The sequence below is a fragment of the Streptomyces sp. NPDC043738 genome (assembly GCF_056436545.1).
Map to the genome: position 1 here is coordinate 12,369 of NZ_JBWKCJ010000051.1, position 16,409 is coordinate 28,777.

16 protein-coding genes are annotated in these 16,409 nt (G+C 73.1%); all 16 read left to right on the forward strand.

Going from position 1 to position 16,409, the window contains the following annotated elements; translation table 11 throughout:
- Nucleotides 1-242: 242 nt before the first annotated feature.
- The 16 genes from AC0680_RS36810 (at nt 243) to AC0680_RS36885 (ending at nt 16,208) form a co-directional block, all read left to right on the forward strand.
- Nucleotides 243-1,331 carry an NADH-quinone oxidoreductase subunit B family protein gene (locus AC0680_RS36810; RefSeq protein WP_468981235.1) on the forward strand — a complete coding sequence of 363 codons (1,089 nt, stop codon included), beginning with the start codon at nt 243-245 and terminating at the stop codon, nt 1,329-1,331.
- A gap of 86 nt (nt 1,332-1,417) precedes the next feature.
- Nucleotides 1,418-3,202, forward strand: coding sequence for a nickel-dependent hydrogenase large subunit (locus AC0680_RS36815; protein WP_478637391.1), 1,785 nt, complete (start codon nt 1,418-1,420; stop codon nt 3,200-3,202).
- Nucleotides 3,199-3,768, forward strand: a complete 570-nt coding sequence (locus AC0680_RS36820; protein ID WP_478637392.1) for a hypothetical protein — start codon at nt 3,199-3,201, stop codon at nt 3,766-3,768. Before AC0680_RS36815 ends, AC0680_RS36820 begins: the two co-directional genes overlap by 4 nt.
- Nucleotides 3,769-3,788: 20 nt before the next feature.
- Nucleotides 3,789-4,427, forward strand: a complete 639-nt coding sequence (locus AC0680_RS36825) for a DUF5947 family protein (RefSeq protein WP_478637407.1) — start codon at nt 3,789-3,791, stop codon at nt 4,425-4,427.
- A complete protein-coding gene (locus AC0680_RS36830; RefSeq protein ID WP_478637393.1) occupies nt 4,424-5,131 on the forward strand; it encodes a DUF6084 family protein in 708 nt (235 codons plus the stop codon). The genes AC0680_RS36825 and AC0680_RS36830 overlap by 4 nt, the downstream gene beginning before the upstream one ends.
- Nucleotides 5,128-6,555 carry a hypothetical protein gene (locus AC0680_RS36835; protein WP_478637395.1) on the forward strand — a complete coding sequence of 476 codons (1,428 nt, stop codon included), beginning with the start codon at nt 5,128-5,130 and terminating at the stop codon, nt 6,553-6,555. The genes AC0680_RS36830 and AC0680_RS36835 overlap by 4 nt, the downstream gene beginning before the upstream one ends.
- Nucleotides 6,552-7,187, forward strand: a complete 636-nt coding sequence (locus AC0680_RS36840) for a hydrogenase maturation protease (protein ID WP_478637397.1) — start codon at nt 6,552-6,554, stop codon at nt 7,185-7,187. The genes AC0680_RS36835 and AC0680_RS36840 overlap by 4 nt, the downstream gene beginning before the upstream one ends.
- Nucleotides 7,181-7,285, forward strand: coding sequence for a DUF6893 family small protein (locus AC0680_RS36845; protein ID WP_384441835.1), 105 nt, complete (start codon nt 7,181-7,183; stop codon nt 7,283-7,285). The genes AC0680_RS36840 and AC0680_RS36845 overlap by 7 nt, the downstream gene beginning before the upstream one ends.
- Nucleotides 7,286-7,450: 165 nt before the next feature.
- Nucleotides 7,451-7,831: a hydrogenase maturation nickel metallochaperone HypA/HybF gene (locus tag AC0680_RS36850; protein ID WP_384441832.1), complete on the forward strand. Its 381-nt coding sequence runs from the start codon at nt 7,451-7,453 to the stop codon at nt 7,829-7,831.
- A gap of 3 nt (nt 7,832-7,834) precedes the next feature.
- The gene (gene hypB / locus AC0680_RS36855) at nt 7,835-8,668 is read left to right on the forward strand and encodes a hydrogenase nickel incorporation protein HypB (RefSeq protein WP_478637400.1); all 834 of its coding nucleotides are present in this window, start codon (nt 7,835-7,837) and stop codon (nt 8,666-8,668) included.
- Nucleotides 8,665-11,097: a carbamoyltransferase HypF gene (gene hypF, locus AC0680_RS36860; RefSeq protein WP_478637401.1), complete on the forward strand. Its 2,433-nt coding sequence runs from the start codon at nt 8,665-8,667 to the stop codon at nt 11,095-11,097. The genes hypB and hypF overlap by 4 nt, the downstream gene beginning before the upstream one ends.
- Before the next feature lie 49 nt (nt 11,098-11,146).
- Nucleotides 11,147-11,485 (forward strand): HypC/HybG/HupF family hydrogenase formation chaperone, encoded by a 339-nt coding sequence (locus AC0680_RS36865; protein WP_478637403.1) that lies wholly within the window; start codon nt 11,147-11,149, stop codon nt 11,483-11,485.
- Entirely contained in the window at nt 11,482-12,606 is a 1,125-nt protein-coding gene (gene hypD / locus AC0680_RS36870) for a hydrogenase formation protein HypD (RefSeq protein ID WP_468981216.1), read from the forward strand. Before AC0680_RS36865 ends, hypD begins: the two co-directional genes overlap by 4 nt.
- Nucleotides 12,607-12,652: 46 nt before the next feature.
- On the forward strand, nt 12,653-13,708 hold the full coding sequence (gene hypE, locus AC0680_RS36875; RefSeq protein WP_478637409.1) for a hydrogenase expression/formation protein HypE: 1,056 nt from the start codon (nt 12,653-12,655) through the stop codon (nt 13,706-13,708).
- A gap of 136 nt (nt 13,709-13,844) precedes the next feature.
- Entirely contained in the window at nt 13,845-14,951 is a 1,107-nt protein-coding gene (locus AC0680_RS36880) for an AraC family transcriptional regulator (RefSeq protein WP_478637405.1), read from the forward strand.
- Between the two features lie 84 nt (nt 14,952-15,035).
- On the forward strand, nt 15,036-16,208 hold the full coding sequence (locus AC0680_RS36885) for a lipase family protein (RefSeq protein WP_478637406.1): 1,173 nt from the start codon (nt 15,036-15,038) through the stop codon (nt 16,206-16,208).
- Nucleotides 16,209-16,409 lie beyond the last annotated feature (201 nt).

The window sequence follows — 16,409 nt, forward strand, 5'->3', positions numbered from 1 at the left end:
GTCTGGGGAGTGGGGGTAGTGGCGTCGGTGGGGTGGCCTACGTCCCCCCCCCCCCCCCCCCCCCCCCCCCCCCCCCCCCCCCCCCCCCCCCCCCCCCCCCCCCCCGCTGCGTCGTTGCCCCGCCACGATGCGTCACCGCAACGGCCCCCGGTGACCGGCCCGGCGGGTCAAGGGGTGTTACCAAGGTGGACGGAAGCCTTGAACCATCGCTTTCGTTGCATATCCGCCTAGGAGACATCGCCATGTCCGCAGCATCGAGCGTGGCCGACAAGGCCGCCGCGAACGGAAAACCGTCCGCCGAGGACGAGTCCCCGATCCACATCCTCTGGATCAACGCCGGTCTGAGCTGTGACGGCGACTCGGTGTCGCTCACCGCCGCGACCCAGCCGAGCATCGAGGAGATCGCGCTCAGCGTGCTACCGGGACTGCCCAAGGTAGCCGTGCACTGGCCACTGATCGATTTCGAGTGCGGCCCGGTCCAGGGCGCGGACACCTTCATCGAGTGGTTCTTCAAGGGCGAGCGCGGTGAGATCGACCCGTTCGTCCTGGTCATCGAGGGGTCCGTCCCCAACGAGTCGATCAAGCCGGAGGGCTACTGGTGCGGTTTCGGCGACGACCCCGAGACCGGCCAGCCCATCACCACCAGTGAGTGGATCGACCGCCTCGCCCCCCAGGCGCTCGCCGTCGTCGCGATCGGCACCTGCGCCACGTACGGCGGCATCCACGCCATGTCCGGCAACCCGACCGGCGCCATGGGCGTGCCCGACTACCTCGGCTGGGACTGGACCTCCAAGGCCGGCATCCCGATCGTGTGTGTGCCCGGCTGCCCGATCCAGCCGGACAACTTCTCCGAGACGCTGACCTACCTGCTCTACCAGGCGGTCGGCGCGGCCCCGATGATCCCGCTGGACGAGCAGCTGCGGCCCACCTGGCTCTTCGGCGAGACCGTGCACGAGGGCTGCGACCGGGCCGGTTACTACGAACAGGGCCAGTTCGCCACCACCTACGACTCGCCCAAGTGCCTGGTGAAGCTCGGATGCTGGGGCCCCGTGGTCAAATGCAATGTCCCTAAGCGGGGCTGGATGGACGGCATCGGCGGCTGTCCGAACGTCGGCGGTCTCTGTATCGCCTGCACCATGCCCGGCTTCCCCGACAAGTTCATGCCGTTCATGGACGAGCCGCCCGGCGGCAGGGTCTCCAGCGCCGCCAGCACGGTGTACGGCAGCGTCGTCCGCCGGCTGCGCGGTATCACCGCCAAGACCGTCGACCACGAACCCAAGTGGCGCCACCGCGGCGACCAACTGACCACCGGCTACCGCAAACCGTGGTGAGCGCACACCCCGAGCCGTTTTGAACTCGACCCCGGACTCTCCGTCCGACCCCACCTCCTGCGTACAGAAGGGCAACGGCACACACGATGGCACCCAAGACGAAGGCGGCCGGTGACGGCAGCGGTCTGACGGAGATGTCCTGGGATCCGATCACCCGGATCGTGGGCAGCCTCGGCATCCACACCAAGATCGACTTCAAGCAGAAGCGGGTGGCGGAGTGCTACAGCACCTCGTCCGTCTTCCGCGGCTACAGCGTCTTCATGCGCGGCAAGGACCCGCGCGACGCCCACTTCATCACCAGCCGGATCTGCGGCATCTGCGGCGACAACCACGCCACCTGTTCGGTGTACACGCAGAACATGGCCTACGGGGTCAAGCCGCCGCACCTGGGGGAGTGGATCATCAACCTCGGCGAGTCCGCCGAGTACATGTTCGACCACAACATCTTCCAGGAGAACCTGGTCGGGGTCGACTACTGCGAGAAGATGGTCCGCGAGACCAACCCCGGGGTCTGGGAGGTCGCCCAGCGCACCGAAGCCCCGCACGCCGGCGACCACGGCTACCGCACCATCGCCGACATCATGACCGCCCTCAACCCCATCGAGGGCGAGTTCTACCGCGAGGCGCTCCAGGTCAGCCGCTACACCCGGGAGATGTTCTGCCTGATGGAGGGCCGCCATGTGCACCCCTCCACGCTCTACCCGGGTGGCGTCGGCACCGTCGCCAGCGTCCAGCTCTTCACCGACTACCTCAGCCGGCTGATGCGCTACGTCGAGTTCATGAAGCGAGTCGTCCCGCTCCACGACGACCTGTTCGACTTCTTCTACGAGGCCCTTCCGGGCTACGAGGAGGTCGGCCGCCGCCGCGTCCTGCTGGGCTGCTGGGGCGCCCTCAACGACCCGGAGCACTGCGACTTCACGTACCGCAACATGACGGACTGGGGGCGCAAGATGTTCGTCACCCCCGGCATCATCGTCGACGGCAAGCTCGTGACCAACGACCTCACCGAGATCAACCTCGGCATCCGGATCCTGCTGGGCAGCTCCTACTACCAGGACTGGCAGGGCCAGGAGCAGTTCGTCACCCACGACCCGCTCGGCAACCCTGTCGACCCGCGCCACCCGTGGAACCAGCACACCATCCCCGCTCCGCAGAAGCGGGACTTCAACGACAAGTACAGCTGGGTGATGTCACCGCGGTGGTTCGACGGCAAGGAGCACCTGGCGCTGGACACCGGCGGCGGCCCGATCGCCCGGCTCTGGTCCACCGCGCTGTCCGGGCTCGTCGACACGCCGTACGTCAAGGCCACCGGCCAGAGCGTGGTCATCGACCTGCCGCGCAGCATGACCAAGCCCGAGGCCCGCTTCGAATGGAAGATCCCGAAGTGGAGCAACGCCCTGGAGCGCAACCGCGCCCGCACCTACTTCCAGGCCTACGCGGCCGCCATGGCGCTGCACTTCGCCGAGCAGGGCCTCAACGAGGTACGCGCCGGACGCACCCAGACCTGGGAGAAGTTCGAGGTCCCCGACGAGTCCATCGGCTGCGGTTTCACCGAGGCGGTACGCGGCGTCCTCTCACACCACATGGTCATCCGGGACGGCAAGATCGCCAACTACCACCCCTACCCGCCGACTCCGTGGAACGCCAGCACCCGCGACAGCTACGGCACCCCGGGCCCGTACGAGGACGCCGTCCAGAACACCCCGATCTTCGAGGAGAACACCCCGGAGAACTTCAAGGGCATCGACATCATGCGCACAGTGCGCAGCTTCGACCCGTGTCTGCCCTGCGGCGTCCACATGTACGTCGGCGACGGCAGATCCGTACAGAAGATGCATGTGCCCACCGGCCTGAGCGGGCTGTCCGGATGAGCGCCCCCACCGCCCCGGAGCAGACCGCCGCACCGAACGCGGAGGCGACCGGCCGCCGCGTCGAGGAGGTACTGGACCGCCTCGCCCGGCGCGAGGACCGGGAGGCGAGCGCCGCCGCCGAGGAACTCGTGCGCGTGCTGATGGACTTCTACGGCGCGGGGCTCGCCCGGATCGCGCACCTCGCGCAGCGCGACACGGGCGACGGCGGCCCGTGGGCGGCGCTGCTGGGCGACGAGCTGGTGGCCGGCCTGCTGGTGCTGCACGACCTGCACCCCGAGGACACCGCCGCCCGCATCGACCGCGCCCTGGACAGCGTCCGCCGCCGGCACCCGGCCGACGTCGCGGAGTTCGCCGCCGACACCGGCGTACTGCGGCTGCGGTCGGCCGACTCCGGCGGCTGCGGCTGCCCCAGCACGAGCCAGGCCGCCCAGCAGGCCGTCGAGGCCGCCCTGAGCTGCTTCGCCCCCGAGGTGACCGCGGTGCAGTGGGAGGCGGCCGACGCCCGCACCGAACCGCCGCTGCTGCAGATCTCCAGCCGCCCGCCGACCGCCGCCACCGTCTCGTGAGCGCCCCGCAGACGGCGGCCATGCGTCTGGGGCCGCTGACCGCCCACCGCGGTCTGCGCCGCTTCCGCGCACCGGCACCGCCCGCCCCCGAACGCTGCGAACTGTGCGCGATGGTGCTCGCCGAGCACAACCACCGCCACCTGGTCGACATCACCCGCCGCGCGCTGGCCTGCGCCTGCACCCCCTGCGCGCTGCTCTTCGAGGCGCCCGGCGCCGGGCAGTTCCGCAGCGTCCCCGACCGCTACCTCGTCGACCCCGGCCACACCCTCGACGACGGGGCCTGGGACCTGCTGCAGATCCCCGTCGGCGTCGCGTTCTTCCTGCGCCACTCCGACCTGGACCGGCTGGTCGCGCTCTACCCCAGCCCGGCCGGCGCCACCGAGAGCGAACTCGACCCGTCCACCTGGCAGACCGTGCTGGCCGCCAGCCGGCTGGCCGAACTCCTCCAGCCCGACGTGGAGGCGCTGCTGCTGCGCCGCATCGAAGGCCGGATCGACTGCTATCTGGTGCCCATCGACATCTGCTACGAACTCGTGGGCCGGATGCGGCTGCTGTGGCACGGCTTCGACGGCGGCGCCGAGGCGCGCGCCGCGCTCGCCGACTTCTTCACCAAGGTCGCCCGCCGGGCCCGTCCCCCGAAGGAGGACGACCGGCCGTGACCGACCTGTCCTTCGTCTGCACCGGTGTCCGCGCCGACCCCTACGCCGCCGCCCCCACCCTGCTGTTCCGGCTGCGCCTGACCGCCCCCGACCCGGCGGTACGGGTGCACGCCCTCGCGCTGCGCTGCCAGATCCGGATCGAGCCGGCCCGGCGCGGCTACCTGCCCGACGAGGCCGAGGCGCTCGCCGACCTCTTCGGCGACCGCTCCCGCTGGAGCAGCACCCTGCACCCCCTGCAGTTCGCCCAGGTCTCGCTCGTCGTCCCCGGCTTCACCGGCGAGTGCGAAGTGGATCTGCCCGTCCCGTGCAGCTACGACCTGGACGTCGCGGCCGGCCGCTACTTCCACGCACTGCGCGACGGCGAGGTCCCGCTGCTGCTGCTCTTCTCCGGCACGGTCTTCGCCGGCGCCGGCGGCTTCCAGGTCCAGCCGGTGCCCTGGAACAAGGAAGCTTCCGTCCGCATGCCGGTGACGGTCTGGCAGGAGATGACCGAGGCACACTTCCCCGGCTGCGGCTGGCTCCGGCTGCCGCGCGAAACCCTCGACGCCCTGCTCGCCTACCGCTCCCGGCGCGCCCTGCCCTCCTGGCAGGCGACCGTCGAGGCGCTGCTGGCCGGCGCCGACGGCCCCGAGCCGCCCGCCCCGCGCGCCCGGCTCCTCCCCGGGGCCGCGGCCCGCCCCGTCACCGAGAGGACCACACCGTGACGACCGGTGTCCTGCCCGACGAGGCGGCGGACCGCTTCGCCACCGCCCGCCAGGTGGCCGACGCCGTGCTGTTCGAGGGCTATGTGCTCTACCCCTACCGCGCCTCCGCCGCCAAGAACCGGCTCCGGTGGCAGTTCGGCGTCCTGGTGCCGCCGGGCTGGGGCGCCGAGCACGCCGAGCACTCCTTCCAGCGCACCGAATGCCTCATGGAACCCAGGGCGGGCGCTCGCCTCTCGGCCGAACTGCGGTTTCTGCACGCCCAGCGGCGCACCGTCCAACGCCTCGTCGCCGACGGGGAGTTCGAGACCGTGGAGCAACTCGAACTGCCCGACCGGGTGGTGTCCTGCTGGGACGAGGGGACCGAGGAGCGCATCACCCTGGACGTGGACGTCGCCAAGCTGACCGACGAGGGCCTGACGATCCCGTTCACCCGCCCCGCACATGAGGAGACCGAGCCGGTCCACGACGCCCAGGGACGGCCGGTCGGCCGGCTGGTGCGCCGCCGCGCCGGGATCGAGGGCCTGGTACGGCTGACCGCCGACGCGCTCGACGGACCGTACGCGGCGCTGCGGCTGACCGCGACCGTGGAGAACACCAGCACCTGGCAGCCGGCCGACGCCGCCGCCGCCGACCGCACCGCCGCACTGCCGTACTCCCTGGTCGGCGCCCATCTCCTGCTCGGCCTGAGCGCGGGCTCGTTCCTGTCCATGACCGACCCGCCCGAATGGGCCCGGGCCGCCGCGGCGTCCTGCCGCAACGAGCACTCCTGGCCCGTGCTGGCCGGTGAGTCGGGCCGCGCCGATGTGGTGCTGTCCTCCCCGATCATCCTGGAGGACCATCCGGCCATCGCCCCCGAAAGCCCCGGAGCGCTCTACGACGCCCTGGAGATCGATGAGATCCTCGCGCTGCGCACCGCCGCCCTCACCGACCAGGAGAAGCGCGAGGCCCGCGGTACCGACCCGCGCGCCGCAGACGTCATCGCGCTCGCCGACACCATGCCGCCCGAGGTCCTGGAGCGGCTGCACGGCGCCGTCCGTGCGCTGCGCGAGGTCACCGACACCGGCCCGGCCGCCCCCGCCGACCCGGCCGCCCCCGACGTGCCGGGCACCCGCCCGGACACCCCCTGGTGGGACCCGGCCGGCGACCGCGGCGTCGACCCGGCGCACGACCGGATCACCGTCGACGGGCGGTCGGTCGGCGCGGGCAGCCGGGTGCTGCTGAAGCCGGGCCTGCGCCGCACCGACGCCCAGGACCTCTTCCTCCAGGGCCGCAGCGCCCGGGTCGAGGCCGTGCTGCACGACGTGGACGGCGGGGTCCACCTGGCGGTGACCGTCGAGGACGACCCGGGCGCCGACATCCAGCGGGAGCAGGGCCGCTTCCTGTACTTCCAACCCGATGAGATCGCCCCTCTGGAGGACGCGTGAGCTCCCCCGCCCCCGCCGCCGGACCGCCCGGGAAGACCCTGATCGCGGGCGTCGGCAACATCTTCCTCGGCGACGACGGCTTCGGCGTCGAAGCCGTCCGCCGGCTCGCCGAACACCCCCTCCCGGAGGGCGTGGAGGTCGTCGACGCCGGTGTACGGGGCGTGCACCTCGCCTACCAGATGCTGGAGGGCTACCACACCGTCCTGCTCGTGGACGCCGCCGCGCGCAGCGGCGCGCCCGGCACCGTCTACCTCCTCGACGCCACCACCAGTTCCGCCCCCGCCGCCGGGTCCACCGCGCTCGACGGCCACCACATGACCCCCGACACCGTGCTCGCGCTGCTCGACACGCTCAGCGCGGGCACCGGGCAACGGCGCCCGCGGCGCGTCCTGGTCGTCGGCTGCGAACCCGCCGATGTCGCCGAAGGCATCGGACTCAGCGCACCGGTCGAGGCCGCGGTCGACGAGGCCGTACGGCTGATCCTGCGTCTGGTCGGCGCGGACGCACCGGCATCCGGCGCCGCGGACGACCCGGAACCGGACCCCGTGGAGGAACCGGAACACCCCGCCGAAGAGCCGGCACCGGTCGCCAACCGACCGGGCACCAGTGAGAGGAACACGACACCATGCTGAAGCTCGCCCTGGGCGGCGCGGCCGCCACCGCACTCGCCCTCGCCATGAAGTCCCTGCTTCCCGACCTCAAGCGCTATCTGCGCATCCGGGCCATGTGACGGGACGGCGGCCGGCCGCCGCCCGCGCTGCACCGAACGGCGTACGCCACCGCGCCGCCCCGGCGAGGCACCCGGGCCGCCCCGCGGCGGCGCCGTCTAATGAAGCCCAGGGCCGCCGGACACCCCCCGGCGGCACCCGGCCGTCCCCGCACCAGAGAGGGACCGATGCACGAGATGTCCATCGCGCTGGCCGTCGTGGACCAGGTCGAAGGCGCGGCCCGGCCCGCCGGGGCCACCGCGGTCCGCAGCGTCCGGTTGCAGGTCGGCGAACTGGCCGGAGTGGTCCCCGACGCACTGGCCTTCTCCTTCGAACTCGCCTGTGCCGGCACGGCGCTGGAGGGCGCCGAACTCGTCATGGAACCGGTGCCGGCCCGCGCCCGCTGCGGCCCCTGCGCGACGACCTGGCAGGTGGGCATGCCGCCGCGGCTGAGCTGCCCGGACTGCGGCGGGGCGACGGACGGACTGCTGTCCGGCCGTGAACTGCAGATCGTCACCGTGTGCTGGAACGACGCCCCGGTCCCCGCACCGATTCCTCAGGAGCGCTGAACCATGTGCCGTGTCGTCGACCTGCAACAGGCCGTCCTCGCCAAGAACGACGCCTGCGCCCACACCCTGCGCGAGGACCTCGCGGCCAGGGGCACCGCGGTCGTCAATCTGCTCTCCAGCCCCGGCAGCGGCAAGACCGCCCTCCTGGAGCGCGAACTCACCCTCGCCCGCAGCCGTGGCATCCCCGTCGCCGCCCTCACCGCCGACCTCGCCACCGAGAACGACGCGGTACGGCTCTCCCGCTCCGGAGTGCCCGTCAAGCAGGTGCTCACCGACGGGCTGTGCCACCTGGAGGCCGAGATGCTCGGCGGGCACCTGCACGGCTGGCTGCCCGCCGACACCCGGCTGCTGTTCGTCGAGAACGTCGGCAACCTGGTCTGTCCGGCCTCCTACGACCTGGGGGAGACGCTGCGGGTCGTCCTGGCGTCGGTCACCGAGGGCGAGGACAAGCCGCTGAAGTACCCCACCGCCTTCGGCCTCGCCCACCTGGTCGTCGTCACCAAGACCGACATCGCGCAGGCGGTCTCCTTCGACGAGGCGGAGTTCCGCGCCAACGTCGAGCGGATCAACCCCGGCGTCGAGGTCGTGCTCACCTCGGCGCGCGGCGGCGAAGGGGACGGCGTACTGCTGGAACGGGCGCTGGCCGCGCGCGACGGGGCGCCGGTGCACCTCCCCGTCATGACCCGCAAGTCCCACCATGTGCACGACGCCGGGGAGGGGCAGCAGCCGCAGGCCGAGGCATGCCGGGACGAGGAGCACCACACCCACGCGCCGCGGGTGACGGGCGGTCACACCCACCGGTCCGGCCCCGGCACCGTGGCGTCGAGCCGCTCATGACCACCGGGCAGGTCGACCGGGCCCCGGCGGGGGCCCCCGCGGCGGGTGCCGCGCGCCGCCGGATCACCGTGCGCGGCGTCGTCCAGGGCGTCGGCTTCCGGCCGTTCGTCCACGCCCTCGCCACCGAACTGGGCCTGACCGGCCATGTCGCCAACACCGGCGAGGGCGTGGTCGCCGAGGTCGAGGGCCACCCCGCCGCGCTCGCCCGCTTCGCCGAACGGATCGGCGGCGAGGCACCCCCGCTGGCCGTCGTCGAGGCCGTCGACGGCGAGGACATCGCCGCGGTCGGCGAGGCCGGGTTCCGCATCCTGCCCTCCCAGGGCCACGGTTCCTCGCGCACCCTGGTCGCCCCGGACGCCGCCACCTGCGACGCCTGCCTGGCCGAGCTGACCGACCCGGCCGACCGCCGCCACCGGCACCCCTTCTTGACCTGCACGCACTGCGGGCCGCGGTTCACCATCGTCACCGCGCTCCCTTACGACCGCGCGCTGACGACCATGGACCGCTTCCCGATGTGCGCGGGCTGCGCGCGGGAGTACGCGGACCCGGCCGACCGGCGCTTCCACGCCCAGCCCATCGCCTGCCACGACTGCGGCCCCCGGCTGCGACTGCTGACCGCGGACCCCGACGACCGCACCCGGCCGCCCCGCCCGGAGCGCGGCGCCGACCCCGTCGCCGGCACCCGGCGGCTGCTCGCGGACGGCGCGATCGTGGCCGTCAAAGGCCTCGGCGGCTACCACCTCGTCTGCGACGCCTCCCACGACACCGCCGTCAGGCTGCTGCGCCGCCGCAAGGCCCGCGGTGACAAACCGCTCGCCCTGATGGCCCGTCATATCGACGACATCGCCCACCTGGTGCGCGTACGGGACGAGGAACGCGCCCTGCTCACCGGACCCCAGCGGCCCATCGTCCTGCTGCGCCGCATCCCGGACCCCGCGCCGGTGCCCGGTGCGCCGGCGCTCTCCGAGGCCGTCGCCCCGGACAGCCCCGACCTGGGCGTCATGCTTCCCTACACCCCGCTGCACCACCTCCTGCTCGGCCTGCCCGGCGATCCGCCCGGGCCCCGGCTGCTGGTGATGACCAGCGGCAATCTCGCCGGCGAACCGATCGTCACCGACGACGACGAGGCCCTGCGCCGGCTGGCGCACCTGGCGGACGCCTGGCTCACCCACGACCGGCCGATCCGGATCCCGTGCGACGACTCGGTGGTCCGGATCAGCGACGGCGAGCCGCTCTTCGTGCGCCGCTCCCGCGGCTATGCGCCGCTCCCCGTCCCGCTCCCGGTGCCCGTACGGCCCGCGCTCGCGGCCGGCGGCGACCTCAAGAACGTGCTGTGCCTGGCCGAGGGGCGCCGCGCCTGGCTGTCCGCGCACATCGGCGACATGGACGACATCGCCACCCAGCTCGCGTTCGAAGCGGCCGAGGCGCACCTGGAGACGGTCACCGGGGTGCGGCCCCAGCTGCTCGCGGCCGACCGGCACCCCGGCTACCGGTCCGGCCAGTGGGCCCAGCGCCACACCGAAGGCCGGCCGCTCGTACGGGTCCAGCACCACCATGCGCATATCGCCTCGGCCATGACCGAACACGGCCTCGACGGCGGCCTGCCGGTCATCGGCGTCGCCTTCGACGGCACCGGCTACGGCGACGACCAGGCCGTATGGGGCGGCGAGATCCTGCTCGCCGACTACGACGGATACCGCCGCTTCGGGCAGCTCGCCTATGTGCCGCTGCCCGGCGGCGACACCACCGTACGGCGCCCCTACCGGATGGCGCTGGCCCATCTGCGCGCCGCCGGCATCGACTGGGCCGAGGACCTGCCCCCGGTGGCGGCCTGCCCGCCCGACGAACGGCGGCTGCTGGCCCGGCAGCTCGAACGCCACCTCAACTGCGTGCCCACCTCCAGCATGGGCCGGCTCTTCGACGCCGTCTCCTCGCTCGCCGGGATCTGCCACCACTCCGGCTACGAGGCGCAGGCCGCCGTCGCACTCGAAGCCGCGGCCCTGACCGCCGGCGAGGACGACGGCGCCGGCTACACCTTCGCCCTGCACTCCGCACCGGCGGACCCCAAGGGCCTGCTCGCCGACACCCTCGCCGATCCGGCGCCGCTGCTCACCGCGATCGTCCGGGACGTCCGCGCGGGCACCGCCCCGGCGCTGATCGCCGCCCGCTTCCACACGGCGGTCGCCGGCCTGGTGCGGCACCTGTGCGGGCTGGCACGGGAGCGCGCCGGACTGGGCACCGTCGCCCTGACCGGGGGCGTCTTCGCCAACACCCTGCTGGCCGAGGCCACCGCCGGCCGGCTGCGCCAGGACGGCTTCACCGTCCTGCGCCACCGCTCGATCCCGCCCAACGACGGGGGGCTGGCCCTCGGCCAGATCGTCGTGGCGGCGCGCACCACGCCCCTGTACGGCGGGGTGGGCGTGCCCTGAGCCAAGTGGCGCGCGGCAGACGCAACGTACCCATGACGAGGAGAGGCCCATGTGCCTGGCGGTACCCGGCAAGGTATTGGACATCGAGGAGCGGGACGGCACCCGGATGGCCACCGTCGACTTCGGCGGGGTCGTCAAGGAGGTGTGCCTGGAGTACGTCCCGGACCTGAAGGTCGGCGAGTACGCGATCGTGCACGTCGGCTTCGCGCTGCAGCGCCTGGACGAGGAGTCCGCCCGGCAGACCCTCGCGCTCTTCGAGGAACTCGGCCTGCTCCAGGAGGAGTTCGGTGACCCCTGGGAGGCGGCGGCCGCCTCCCAGCGGCTGTCGGAGACTGGCGGCGCCACGGCGGTGGCCGTGGGCGAGACGGCGCGGGAGGCGCGGCAGTGAAGTACATCGACGAATTCCAGGACCCCGAGCTGGCCCGCCGGCTGCTGGACGACATCCACGCCACGGTGACCCGCCCCTGGGCCCTGATGGAGGTCTGCGGCGGCCAGACCCACACCATCATCCGGCACGGCATCGACCAACTCCTGCCCGACGAGGTCGAGTTGATCCACGGGCCGGGCTGTCCGGTCTGTGTGACGCCGCTGGAGGTCATCGACAAGGCCCTGGAGATCGCGGCCCGCCCCGACGTGATCTTCTGCTCCTTCGGGGACATGCTCCGCGTCCCCGGCAGCGACCGCGACCTGTTCCAGGTGCGCAGTCAGGGCGGCGACGTACGGGTGGTCTACTCCCCGCTCGACGCGCTGAAGATCGCCCAGCAGAACCCGCACCGCGAAGTGGTGTTCTTCGGCATCGGCTTCGAGACCACCGCCCCGCCCAACGCCATGACGGTCCATCAGGCGAGCCGGCTCGGCATCCCCAACTTCAGCCTGCTGGTCTCGCACGTCCGGGTGCCGCCCGCCATCGAGGCGATCATGACCTCGCCCAGCTGCCGGGTCCAGGCGTTCCTCGCCGCCGGCCATGTGTGCAGCGTGATGGGCATGGGGGAGTACCCGGCCCTCGCCGAACGCTTCCAGGTCCCGATCGTCGTCACCGGCTTCGAGCCACTGGACATCCTGGAGGGCATCCGCCGCACCGTCCGCCAGCTCGAACGCGGCGAACACACCGTGGACAACGCCTATCCGCGCGCGGTGCGCACCGAGGGCAACCCGGCCGCCCAGGCCATGCTCGCCGATGTCTTCGAGGTCACCGACCGCGCCTGGCGCGGCATCGGCACCATCCCCGCCAGCGGCTGGCGGCTGTCGGAGCGCTACCGCCACTACGACGCCGAGCACCGCTTCTCCGTGTCCGGCATCACCACCCGCGAACCCGCGGCCTGCCGCAGCGGCGAGGTCCTGCAGGGCCTCATCAAGCCGCACGAATGCGAGGCGTTCGGCACCACCTGCACCCCGCGCACCCCGCTCGGCGCCACCATGGTCTCCAGCGAGGGGGCCTGCGCCGCCTACTTCCTCTACCGCCGACTCGGCACCCCGCCCACCCCGCTGGAGGCGACCCCCGTTGTCTGACACCCCCCGCACCGCGCCGAACGCCCCCACACCGGCCGACCGCCAACTGCCCACCGTCGACATCTCCGGCTGGACCTGCCCCACCCCGCTGCGCGACCAGCCGCGCGTGGTGATGGGGCACGGCGGGGGCGGTGCGCTCTCCGCCGAACTCGTGCAGCAGATCTTCGTACCCGCCTTCGGCGGCGAGGTCCTCGCCCAGCTCGGCGACTCCGCCGCGGTGTCCCTCGGGGGTGCCCGCCTCGCCTTCTCCACCGACTCCTTCGTCGTGCGGCCGCTGTTCTTCCCCGGCGGCAGCATCGGCGACCTCGCCGTCAACGGCACCGTCAACGACCTCGCCATGAGCGGCGCCCGGGCCGCCTACCTCTCCTGCGGGTTCATCCTGGAGGAGGGCGTGGAGATGCCGGTGGTCGCCGGGGTCGCCGACGCGATGGGGGCGGCCGCGCGGGCCGCCGGCGTCGAGGTGGCCACCGGCGACACCAAGGTCGTCGAGGCGGGCCACGGCGACGGCGTCTACATCAACACCGCCGGCATCGGCCTGATCCCGTCCGGTGTCGACCTCCGCCCGCAGCGCGTCGTCCCCGGCGACGTCGTGATCGTCAGCGGTGACATCGGCGTCCACGGCGTGGCGATCATGAGCGTCCGCGAGGGCCTGGAATTCGGCGTCGAGATCGAGAGCGACTGCGCGGCCCTCGGCGGCCTGGTCGAGACCATGCTCGCCGTCACCCCCGACCTGCACGTCCTGCGCGATCCCACGCGCGGCGGGCTGGCCGCGGCCCTGTGCGAGATCGCCACCGCCTCCTGCACCGGCATCGTCATCCAGGAACGCGCCATCCCCGTCCCTGCGACCGTCGCCAACGCCTGCGCCATCCTCGGCCTGGACCCCATGTACGTCGCCAACGAAGGCAAACTGGTCGCCTTCGTCCCCCGCGAGCACGCCGACGCCGTCCTGGACGCCATGCGCACCCACCCCCTGGGCGCCGGCGCCACCATCATCGGTGAGACCGTCGCCACCCACCCCGGCATGGTCGTGGCCCGCACCCTCCTGGGCGGTACCCGCGTGGTCGATCTTCCGCTGGGGGAGCAGCTGCCACGGATCTGCTGAGGCGCCCGGCCCACGGGGCCGCGGGCGGCGAGGGGCTCCCCCGGGCAGACCGTGGGGACCCGCCACCGGCCCCGGGGACGACGGGCACCGTCACGCCCGCTGACCTCTTCGCTCATGGCCGCTACGGTGTCGGGCCATGAGCCGGCTGACGATCGCGATGCACCATGTGCGAGCCGCGCTGAGCGGCGCACAACGCCTCGGCGTCGACACCGTGCCGCTGCTCCAGGCCGCCCGGATCCCGCCGCTGCTGCTCGGCGACGACCGCGCCCGCGTCACACCGGAGCAGTTCACCCGGCTGGTCAAGGCCCTGCACCGCGCGACGGACGACGAGTTCCTGGGCCTGGGCCCCGAGCCCAGCCGCCGCGGCACCTTCGCCATGATGTGCCACGCCTGCCTGGGCTGCCCCGACCTGGGCTCGGCGCTGGACCGCGCGGCGCGCTTCTACCGGCTCTTTCCCGGTGGCCCCGAGATGGCGGTCGAGACGCTCCCCGCCCCGGCCGGCCACAGCGCCCCGGCAGTCTTCTCCGTACGCACCGACCTGCGCCCCTACGACGAGGGCGACTTCCTCTCCGAGTGCATCCTGATCATCTGGCACCGGCTCTCCAGCTGGCTGATCGGCCGCCGCATCCCGCTGCGCTGGGCGCACTTCGCCTATCCGGCGCCGGCCCACGCCCACGAATACGACGTACTGTTCGGCTGCCCGGTGCACTTCGGAGCCGAGCGCACCGCGGCAGGCTGGGACGCGCACTGGCTCGCCGCGCCCGTCGTACGGGACGAGGGCGCGCTGGCGGCCATGCTGCGGCGGGCGCCGGCCGATCTGCTGAGCCGGCGCGACTATGGCACCACCGTCGCCGAGCAGGTGCGCCGCACCCTCGTCCAGGCCCTGCGGACCGCGGCTCCGGCACGGCTCCCGGAGGTCGGCGAGGTCGCGGCCCGGCTGGCGGTGAGCCCGGCGACGCTGCGGCGCAGGCTCCAGGCCGAGGGGACCTCGTACCAGCGGCTGAAGGACGCGGTACGCCGGGACGCGGCGATCACCTCACTGGTCGCGGGGCGCGAGCCGATCGCCGAACTCGCGGCGCGGATCGGCTTTTCGGAGGACACCGCGTTCCACCGCGCCTTCCGGCGCTGGACGGGCACCACCCCCGGCGCCTACCGGTTGAGCGGTGCGGCCGCCGAGCAGTCCGGCCACCCCGCCCCCGGTGACCGGCCCGCGCGTCATGAGACACCGGGTCAACAAAGCTGAGCGTCCCGGTCAGCGCCTTCCTTACCGGCGAGTCACTACGGTCGCAGCAACCACCCCAGCATCCGCGTCAGTTGGGAGAGCCGTATGCACCGTCGCCCCACCGCACTCGCCACCGTCGCCCTGGCACTCACGCTCGGCCTCGCCGGCGCGAGCGCCGCGGCACCGCGGCCGGCCGCGCACCCGCACGGCAGCCCCGGCGACATCGTGGCCTCCGCCCCGACGTCCTTCCACCCGCTGCCCGGCCAGCCCACCCGCACCCGCGCCTGGCACGTCACCTACCGCTCCACCACCGCCGAGGGCACCCCCAACACCGTCTCCGGCACGGTCATCGTCCCCGACGACGGCCGCACCGGCCCCCGGCCGCTCATCACCTACGCCGTCGGCACCGTCGGCCTCGCCGACTCCTGCGCGCCCTCGGCCGGCTTCCCCAAGGGCACCACCATGGAGGCCAATCTCATCCAGCAGCTCACCGCCAGGGGCTGGGCGGTCGCGGTCACCGACTACGAAGGCCTGGGCACCCCCGGCGACCACACCTACACCGTCGGCCGCGCCGAGGGACAGGCCGTCCTCGACGCCGCCCGGGCCGCACAGCGGCTGCCCGGGGCCACCGCGGCCGGCGTCACCGAGGGCTCCCCGGTCGGCATCATGGGCTACTCCCAGGGCGGCCAGGCCAGCAGCTGGGCCGCCGAACTGCACCGCTCCTACGCGCCCGAACTCGACGTCAAGGGCACCGCGACCGGCGGCGTCCCGGCCGATCTGCGCAAGGTCGCCGACGCCAACAACGGCAACATCGGCGCCGGACTCATCCTGATGGCCGCCACCGGGCAGAACGCAGCCTTCCCCGAACTGCACCTGGAGAAGTACCTCAACGACAAGGGCCGGCACTACGTCGACTTCATGAAGAACAACTGCGTGGCCGTCGACACCGTCGCGGGCCTGTTCAAGAAGATCTCCGACGTCACCGTCAAAAACCCGCTGGACGAACCGGACTGGCAGCGACGGCTGCGCGCATCGGACCTGGGCACCCGCAAGCCGGACGCCCCGGTGTACCTCTACCACGGCACCGTCGACGAACTGATCCCCTACGGGGTCGGCAGGCAGCTGCGGGCCGACTGGTGCGCCAAGGGCGCCACCGTCCAGTGGCACTCGATCCCGCTCGGCGAGCACGTCCTCGGCGCGATCGCGGGTTCCCGGCCGGCCGCCGACTGGCTCGCGGACCGCTTCGCGGACCGGCCGACGAACGGCAACTGCGGCTGAGCCACCGCCGACACGACGAGGTCGCAGGCGGCGGCCCCACGATCCGCCGAGCGGGGGCCGCCCCGACCGGCGGACGCACGGTGCGGGGGGGGGGGGGGGGGGGGGGGGGGTGGGTCCCCCCCCCCCCCCCCCCCCCCCCTCTTCCCCCGTCTGGCAGAAAACCCACCCTGCTCCCCTCCGCCCCCCCACCCCCACGAAAAA